The 6,594-nt window shown below is 58.3% G+C and carries 4 protein-coding genes, 1 tRNA gene and 1 pseudogene; 5 read left to right on the top strand and 1 reads right to left on the bottom strand.

Features of this window, described 5'->3' with window-relative positions; all coding sequences use genetic code 11:
• The 5 genes and pseudogenes from PHD44_RS12065 to PHD44_RS12045 all read left to right on the top strand — a co-directional run.
• Window positions 1–912 (top strand): annotated as a pseudogene (locus PHD44_RS12065) (chromosome segregation protein SMC); the annotation flags it as partial.
• A gap of 4 nt (window positions 913–916) precedes the next feature.
• Window positions 917–1,912: a cell division protein ZipA C-terminal FtsZ-binding domain-containing protein gene (locus PHD44_RS12060; RefSeq protein WP_300192069.1), complete on the top strand. Its 996-nt coding sequence runs from the start codon at window positions 917–919 to the stop codon at window positions 1,910–1,912.
• A 5-nt stretch (window positions 1,913–1,917) separates the two neighbouring features.
• Window positions 1,918–3,975 carry an NAD-dependent DNA ligase LigA gene (ligA, locus tag PHD44_RS12055; protein WP_300192067.1) on the top strand — a complete coding sequence of 686 codons (2,058 nt, stop codon included), beginning with the start codon at window positions 1,918–1,920 and terminating at the stop codon, window positions 3,973–3,975.
• 57 nt (window positions 3,976–4,032) lie between these two features.
• Complete coding sequence (locus tag PHD44_RS12050; protein WP_300192065.1) at window positions 4,033–5,001, top strand: polyprenyl synthetase family protein; 969 nt, start codon at window positions 4,033–4,035, stop codon at window positions 4,999–5,001.
• Between the two features lie 188 nt (window positions 5,002–5,189).
• Window positions 5,190–5,266: transfer RNA gene (locus PHD44_RS12045), tRNA-Pro, on the top strand.
• A 1,035-nt stretch (window positions 5,267–6,301) separates the two neighbouring features.
• Here PHD44_RS12045 and PHD44_RS12040 read toward each other — a convergent pair.
• Window positions 6,302–6,594: hypothetical protein (locus PHD44_RS12040; protein WP_300192063.1), on the bottom strand; the 293-nt coding region annotated here is incomplete at its 5' end.

Raw genomic sequence — 6,594 nt, 5'->3', positions numbered from 1 at the left:
GCGCTGGCACGTGTTCAGCAGCACGTGCAGGCCGTGCAGACCGCAGGCGTCGAGCGGCATGAGGCGCAGATCGCCCTTGAGCAGGCGCGCTCGGCGGTTCAGGCGCTGGAGTTACAGCGCGCGCAATTGGCGGTGCGGGAGGATCACGCGGCCCAGATATTGATGCAGGCACTCGATCAATGGCGTGACGATCAGCAATCACTGGATGCCGAAGCCATCGGGCGGCTGGCGGACATCCCGAATATCGCCGAGGTGCAGGCATCTGAACTCTCGACGTTGGAGCAGCAGATCGCCCGTCTGGGCGCGGTGAACCTCACCGCCATCGAAGCGTTTGCCGAGGCTGAAGCACGCAAGTCCGAACTGGATGGTCAGATTGAAGACGTCCAGGCAGCGCTCGACCAATTGCAGGAAGCCATCCGCACGCTGGATAAGCAGACGCGCGCGCAATTTAAGTCGGTGTTCGACGCGGTGAATGCGCGCATCGGCCCCTTGTTCGTGCACTTGTTCGGTGGCGGCGAGGCCCGGCTCGAATTGAGCGGTGCGGACGATCTGGATGCCGGCGTGCTGTTATTCGCCAAACCACCGGGCAAGAAAGTCACCCAATTATCGTTATTATCGGGGGGTGAGCGGGCGCTGACAGCGGTGGCGTTGATTTTTGCTTTATTCGAGCTCAACCCCGCGCCTTTCTGTATTCTGGACGAGGTGGATGCCCCGCTGGATGAGGCCAATGTCGGCCGATTCTGTGCTATGGTTTCGGCCATGTCGGACCGGGTGCAATTCCTGTTCGTGACGCACAATAAAACCACGATGGCCAGCGCCTCGGCTTTGGTCGGGGTGACAATGCGTGAAGCGGGTGTTTCACGCATTGTCTCGGTGGATGTGGATCGCGCCGTGCAACTATTAGAGTCATAAAAGTATGGAATGGTTACGTTGGATTTTTTTGGCGGCGGGCGTGTTGGCGCTTGCGGGAATTGTGTGGGTTTATCTCCGCCACAGGAGCGAGCAGGCCGTCGAATTGGGCAGCGGACGTACCGAAGCGAACCTCGATGATCCGATTGATGTGCAAATACGCGCGCAAGAAGATGCACGGGTGAAATCCGCTGACATAACGCTTGATTCCGCGCTTGATGAGACCCTTGATGAAGGCATTATCGGCCGGGTCAAGGTCAAGGATCGGATTGATCCGGTGATCACGCCCGCCACCGAACCCCATGAAGTCGAACCCGAACCCTTGCGTTGGCAGCAACCCACGTTCACCCGCAAAAATGAGCCGGAACCCATCGATGTGGATGACGCGCTCGGTCTGGCGGATGCCGAAGGGGTGATCGGTAACGTGCGCCGCAAAGTGCTCGATGAGGTGCCCGAGACAGCAGGTAGCCTGTTCCGTCGTCGCCAGACGCCGCATTTCAGCTATCAGGAAAAGCAGGATTCATCGTCAGCTGATAGGGCACCCGAATCCCCGTCATCTGCCGACGCCACGGCGCAAAATGTCAAACAGAACGTTGGTCGGGATGCAGACCCCGTCGTCCTTCCTCTGTTGGTGGCCAGTACCGACGGCGCCGCATTCCCCGGCGATCGCGTGGCGAACCTGATCGAGGAAATCGGTTTCGAATACGGTGCCCTGTCGATCTATCACTATCCCGGCGAACTGGGCGAAACCCTGTTTTCGCTGATGAACGGGGTAAAACCCGGCACCTTCGACCGTGGCAATAGCGCCAGCTTTGCGACCCCTGTGCTCGCGCTGTTCATGCAACTGCCGCTCGACGGCCCCAGCGAAAGCCTGATTCTGGACCAGATGATCGACATTGCCCGCGACATTGCCGATCAGCTCGGCGGCGAGGTGCTCGATGACCAGCGCCTGCCGCTGACATCCGAATCGATCGACCGCTACCGCGAACAGCTCAATAGCTGAGGATCATGGCGTCTTCGTTACCAGACCTGTTCTCCGCGCCGTCCGAGGATGGCGCCCACGCCCGTTTGCTTGCCCTGCGCGCAGAGATTGAACGGCACAACTTCCGTTATTACGTGCTGGACGATCCTGAAATAAGCGACGCCGCCTTCGATCGGCTCATGCGCGAGTTGCAACAGATTGAAGCGGCTCACCCGGAATGGGTCACGCCGGATTCGCCCACCCAGCGTGTCGGCAGCCCGACATTTACCACCAGTTTCGCCCCCGTCAAGCATCATCAGGCCATGTTGTCGCTGGATAACGTGTTCAGCGTCGAGGAATGGGATGCCTTTGCCCAGCGTATCCATGATCGCCTGAAGCGTGACGCACCGCTTGTGTTTGCCGCCGAACCCAAGTTCGATGGCCTGGCGATCAACCTGATCTACCGCAAGGGTCAGCTTGTGCAGGCAGCGACGCGCGGCGACGGGCAGACCGGCGAAGACGTGACGTTGAACGTCCGTACCATCGCTTCAATTCCTCAGCAATTACCGGATTCGCTATCGTCCTGCGATCTGCTGGAAGTACGCGGTGAGATCGTCATGTCGCACAAGGCGTTTGCCGCGCTGAATGCCGCCGCCGATGCCCGTGGTGACAAGCGCTTCGTGAACCCGCGGAATGCCGCCGCCGGCTCCTTGCGGCAAAAGGATCCGCGAATAACGGCCAAGCGCCAGTTACAGTTTTTCGCCTATGGCGTGGGGGCGGCACAGGGCGTTGATCTGCCCGACACGCAGCTTGGCCTGCTCGATTGGCTAGCCGATCTGGGTTTTACCGTCAGCGAATGGCGTCGCCGCTGCGCGGGGCGTAATGAGGTGCTGGCCTATCATCAGGAAATGCTTTCGCGCCGGTCGCAGCTCGATTACGACATCGATGGTGTGGTGTTCAAGATCAACGCCAAGTCCGAACAGGACGAACTGGGTTTTGTGGCCAAGGCGCCGCGTTGGGCCGTGGCATTCAAGTTTCCGGCCGAGGAAGCCACCAGTCGGGTGCATTCTGTCGATTTTCAGGTAGGCCGCACGGGTGCGCTCACGCCGGTTGCGCGCATCGATCCGGTGTTCGTCGGGGGGGTCACGGTATCCAACATCACCTTGCACAATATCGACGAAATCACGCGCAAGGATATTCGTATCGGCGATACGGTTGTTGTCCGGCGGGCAGGCGATGTCATTCCCGAAGTCGTTCGTGTGCTGCCCGATTTGCGTCCACCGGATGCGCGCATCGTCGAGCTACCCGATCAGTGTCCCGTTTGCGGTTCGGACGTCATCCGGGTGGAGGGCGAAGCCATTGCCCGTTGCAGTGGTGGCCTATTCTGCCCGGCCCAGCGGCGTGAAGCCATCCGGCACTTCGCCAGTCGCAAGGCAATGGCAATCGATGGGCTGGGCGAGAAGTGGATCGAATTGCTGCTCGAACACAAGCTGGTCGAGCATGTCGATGACCTGTTTCATCTCACCGTGCCCCAGTTGCTGACCCTGCCGCGGATGGGTGAGAAATCCGCCCGGAACCTCGTGGATGCCATTGCTGCCGCCAAACAAACCACCTTGCCCCGTTTTCTCTATGCACTCGGTATTCGGGAAGTGGGCGAGGTGACGGCTGCGGGGCTGGCGGCCCACTTCCGCGATCTGGATGCACTGAGCGCCGCTTCGCTCGACGATCTGCAAGCCGTACCGGATGTGGGGCCTGTGGTGGCGCAGCACGTATTCACGTTCCTGCGCCAGCCGCACAATCAGGAAGTCATCCGCAATCTGATTGATGCCGGCGTACACTGGCCCGCCATTGTCGCAACGGATGCGAAAGCCTTGCCGCTTGCCGGTAAAACCTATGTTCTGACGGGAACGCTTTCCGGCATGACGCGGGAAGAAGCGAGCGAGCGGCTCAAGGCGTTGGGCGCGAAAGTCAGCGGGAGCGTTTCCAGCAAAACGACCGCCGTGATCGCTGGGAGCGAGGCAGGTAGTAAACTGACCAAGGCGCAGGAACTGGGCGTGCCCGTACTGGATGAAGCCGACCTGCAGGAACTACTAAGGAATCTCTGATTAAATCAGAGATTCCCTAACCCACCCGATATCGAATTAGAGCCTTTTATGCCGAACATGACTGTTGACCAAATTCGCGAACTCGCAGCGCCCGATATGGCGCGCGTCAATACCGTGATCCAGACCAAACTGGCTTCCGATGTCGCTCTTATCAATCAGCTTTCCCGGTACATCATCGGCGCGGGCGGTAAGCGCTTTCGCCCCATGGTACTGATGCTGGCGGCAAAGGCGTTGGGTGGAAAATCCCCCTGGGCCGCGCAAATGGCTGCGGTGGTCGAGCTGATTCACACCGCCACCTTGCTGCACGATGATGTCGTCGATGAATCCACCCTGCGGCGCGGACGCGATACCGCCAACGCACTTTTTGGCAATGCCGCTTCGGTTTTGACCGGCGATTTCCTCTACTCGCGCGCGTTCGAGATGATGGTCGAGGTGCAGGAACCCCGCGTCATGGCCATTCTGGCGCAGGCCACCAATCGCATTGCCGAAGGCGAAGTGCTGCAACTCATGAACATGGGCGATGCCGAAGTAAGCGAAGAGCGCTACGTCGATGTCATTATTCGCAAAACCGCCACCCTGTTCGCCGCCGCTACCCAGTTGGCCGCCGTACTCGAAGGCCAGCCGGAAGAAATGGAAGCGGCGCTGACCGCCTACGGCCTGCATCTGGGCACCGCGTTCCAGTTGATCGACGACGTGCTTGATTACACCGGCGACGAAGCGCACACGGGTAAACACGTGGGCGACGATCTGGCCGAAGGCAAGCCTACACTGCCACTGATTATCGCCATGCAGCGGGGTGATGAAGCCACCGTGGCGCTCATTCGCCGGGCGGTTACGGAGCAGGATGCCAGCGATATTCAGGCGATTTGCAGAGCCATTGAACATACCGGCGCGCTCGCCTATACTGCGCACCTCGCGCAAGCCGAGGCAGACCGGGCGAAACAGGCCATCAACGCCGTTCCCGACAGCCCGTTCAAGGAAGCCCTGCTTGCGCTGGCCGATGCAGCCGTTGCCCGGAATCACTGAATTCTGAGTAAATGCTGATTTATTCCATCCTTGGAATAAATCAGCGCGCTCATCGCGGTACACGCCCGCGATGGCGCTCACGAATCAAAGACTGACGTCTTTGTTCGTGTTGGGGCATCCTGCCCCAAGTGGGACGCACTGAATAAATCAGCGCTTCCCTAAGGCATCATCCGCTGCAACAGGCATTTCGGAGTGTGGCTCAGTCTGGTAGAGCACTACGTTCGGGACGTAGGGGTCGTAGGTTCGAATCCTATCACTCCGACCAAATAAATCAGTCACTTAGGCCGTTTTCCACTTCATTTTGTGTTGTGAAAAACGGCCTTTTTTCGGCCTTTTTTGTGGTCAAGTGTATAGTTTTTTGTATAGTTTTTTTGGGGCTGAAACGCCACCACAGTGCGGCATCTGGACAGGTGCCCGTTTTTGAATTTGTACCCGATACCAAAATTTTATTTACGCGGACGCAAAAAAACGATTACAAGGGTCGTCCGGTCATTCTGGTGTCGTGGAGGTTTTAACACCCCCCGCCCGGCCACATGTTTGCAGTGTTCGCGGTGTTTGCATTTTGGTTTGCAGTGTTCGCACCTTGTTCGCACCTCAAACCCGCATCAGCGCGGCATTTCTTGATTTAGTGCAAACTGTGCGAACACCTTTTGATATGCGTAGCTGGCGGAATATCGAGCTGCGCAATCCCCCGTGTTTTCAAAACCTCTGGGGAGTACCTTGGCTTTTTGCCGCCGATGTCCACCGTTGGTGGGGGGCTGTATTGGCTCCCGTTCCAAATGAGGGCAGGGGGCGGCGAATTGCCGCGCCCTGATCGTCCTCGATGCCAACAAAGTGAATGCTCTTGTGCTTCTATTCACTTTGACCGGCAAACGCTGACAGAGCGCGGGGTCTGCTATTCACTTTGGGCTGATCTTGAATACCGTAGTGCTGGGCGGGTCTGTATTCCAACTTTAGCCATTGGCGATAGTTGGGCGTGGTGAATGGCATTCACTTTTGCCCGCAAGCCTAGGTTTAATGCGGGGTTGGATATTCACTTTGCAAAATAAAAAACCCGGCATTTAACCGGGCTGCATGTGTTTCATGGGGTTGGTTTTGCAAAGCCGCTAATGGGGTTGTGTTTCGCAAATCTGATACGTGTGCACCTCGCCGCCGCCAAAACGCCCCAAAAACGATTTTGCGCGGTCACAATCGCGGTCATCATGAGCCTCTAAGGCTTGCCTATACTCGATTCCAGCGGTCACGATTCCAGCGGGTAAACCTGATCGGTGCCACTCCATGCCGCCACCAATTCATCAGGCTATCGCTCGATTAAATCCGCCAGCAATGACGCGGGCGTGTCATCGGGTTGGCCTAACACGGTGCCGCCACCTTCGCGCAGTTTGAATCGCAGCACAGGGCGGGTGATTGGTTTGGGTGCGCTTGGTGCTGGCTGGGGTGTACGGTATGACCGCATACCCTCGGCGGTTGGTGCTGGCGGGCTGTCGGCAACACCGACACCCTCTGCCACTTCTGCGAATGTTTTGCGAATCGTGCCGTGCGAATGCTGCGAATCTTGCGAACGGGCGCATTTTGTCGCGGGTTTGCTGGTTT

The organism is Halothiobacillus sp. (assembly GCF_028710545.1).
Lineage (GTDB): Bacteria > Pseudomonadota > Gammaproteobacteria > Halothiobacillales > Halothiobacillaceae > Halothiobacillus.
The sequence above is the reverse complement of the archived record's forward strand: the minus strand, read 5'-3'. Positions and strand labels throughout refer to the sequence as shown.